The organism is Paenisporosarcina macmurdoensis (assembly GCF_042658845.1).
Classification (GTDB): Bacteria; Bacillota; Bacilli; order Bacillales_A; family Planococcaceae; genus Paenisporosarcina; species Paenisporosarcina macmurdoensis.
On the sequence record NZ_JBHSRI010000029.1, the window covers coordinates 1 to 1284 of the forward strand.

The window sequence follows — 1284 nt, forward strand, 5'->3', positions numbered from 1 at the left end:
TTCGAGGTGGAAGCACGGCGACGTGTGCAGCTGACGAATACTAATCGATCGAGGACTTAACCAAAATTTTGAATGGCTTTCAATGGCCCGTTTATCCAGTTTTGAGTGAACAAGAAATAGTTTTTTAATAAAATAAAAAACCCTTGTAAATCTCGTCAGACTTGTTATAATAAGTCTTGTCTTAAAAAAGAATACTAGTCCAGTGATAATGGCAAAGAGGTCACACCCGTTCCCATACCGAACACGGAAGTTAAGCTCTTTAGCGCCGATGGTAGTTGGGGGTCTCCCCCTGCGAGAGTAGGACGTCGCTGGGCGATTTATTTTGGAGGATTAGCTCAGCTGGGAGAGCATCTGCCTTACAAGCAGAGGGTCGGCGGTTCGAGCCCGTCATCCTCCACCATATATTTTTATAGTGTGCCGGTGTAGCTCAGTTGGTAGAGCAACTGACTTGTAATCAGTAGGTCGAGGGTTCGACTCCTTTCGCCGGCACCACTAATTTTTTTAGAGCCATTAGCTCAGTTGGTAGAGCATCTGACTTTTAATCAGAGGGTCGTAGGTTCGAATCCTACATGGCTCACCATTTTTTAATACTAAGTTGCGGGTATGGCGGAACTGGCAGACGCACTAGACTTAGGATCTAGCGCCGCAAGGCGTGGGGGTTCGACTCCCTTTACCCGCACCATTTATTTAATTGCATACGAGCGGAAGTAGTTCAGTGGTAGAACATCACCTTGCCAAGGTGGGGGTCGCGAGTTCGAACCTCGTCTTCCGCTCCATACATTCCTTGCCGGGGTGGCGGAACTGGCAGACGCACAGGACTTAAAATCCTGCGGTAGGTGACTACCGTACCGGTTCGATTCCGGTCCTCGGCACCATTTTTTATAAAATAGCATATTTAGCGCCCGTAGCTCAATTGGATAGAGTACTTGACTACGAATCAAGCGGTTAGAGGTTCGAGTCCTCTCGGGCGCGCCATTATTTTTATCTTCGGGAAGTAGCTCAGCTTGGTAGAGCACTTGGTTTGGGACCAAGGGGTCGCAGGTTCGAATCCTGTCTTCCCGACCAGTATTTATATCCCTTTAAGGGGCCTTAGCTCAGCTGGGAGAGCGCCTGCCTTGCACGCAGGAGGTCAGCGGTTCGATCCCGCTAGGCTCCACCATGAACCTTGAAAACTGAACAGCAAAACGTCAACTAACAAGCGGAACGCACTTCGGTGCCGGAAGCACAAACGTTTTCTTACGCCGACACCTGTTGGTATCGAAAACAAACTTGAACTTAACTGTT

The 1284-nt window shown here is 48.7% G+C and carries 9 tRNA genes and 1 rRNA gene; all 10 read left to right on the forward strand.

The features are described from left to right. Window positions 1-198 precede the first annotated feature (198 nt). The 10 genes from rrf (at window position 199) to ACFPYN_RS17350 (ending at window position 1159) form a co-directional block, all read left to right on the forward strand. Window positions 199-314, forward strand: a 5S ribosomal RNA gene (gene rrf / locus ACFPYN_RS17305). 10 nt (window positions 315-324) lie between these two features. Next, window positions 325-400: transfer RNA gene (locus ACFPYN_RS17310), tRNA-Val, on the forward strand. Window positions 401-416: 16 nt separating this feature from the next. Continuing rightward, a tRNA-Thr gene (locus ACFPYN_RS17315) sits at window positions 417-492 on the forward strand. 12 nt (window positions 493-504) lie between these two features. Continuing rightward, window positions 505-580 (forward strand) — tRNA-Lys (locus ACFPYN_RS17320). Between the two features lie 17 nt (window positions 581-597). Continuing rightward, a tRNA-Leu gene (locus tag ACFPYN_RS17325) sits at window positions 598-682 on the forward strand. A 19-nt stretch (window positions 683-701) separates the two neighbouring features. Next, a tRNA-Gly gene (locus ACFPYN_RS17330) sits at window positions 702-776 on the forward strand. Window positions 777-786: 10 nt separating this feature from the next. Next, window positions 787-875, forward strand: a tRNA-Leu gene (locus ACFPYN_RS17335). A 23-nt stretch (window positions 876-898) separates the two neighbouring features. Then, a tRNA-Arg gene (locus tag ACFPYN_RS17340) sits at window positions 899-975 on the forward strand. A gap of 13 nt (window positions 976-988) precedes the next feature. After that, window positions 989-1065 (forward strand) — tRNA-Pro (locus ACFPYN_RS17345). Between the two features lie 18 nt (window positions 1066-1083). Continuing rightward, window positions 1084-1159: transfer RNA gene (locus ACFPYN_RS17350), tRNA-Ala, on the forward strand. Window positions 1160-1284 lie beyond the last annotated feature (125 nt).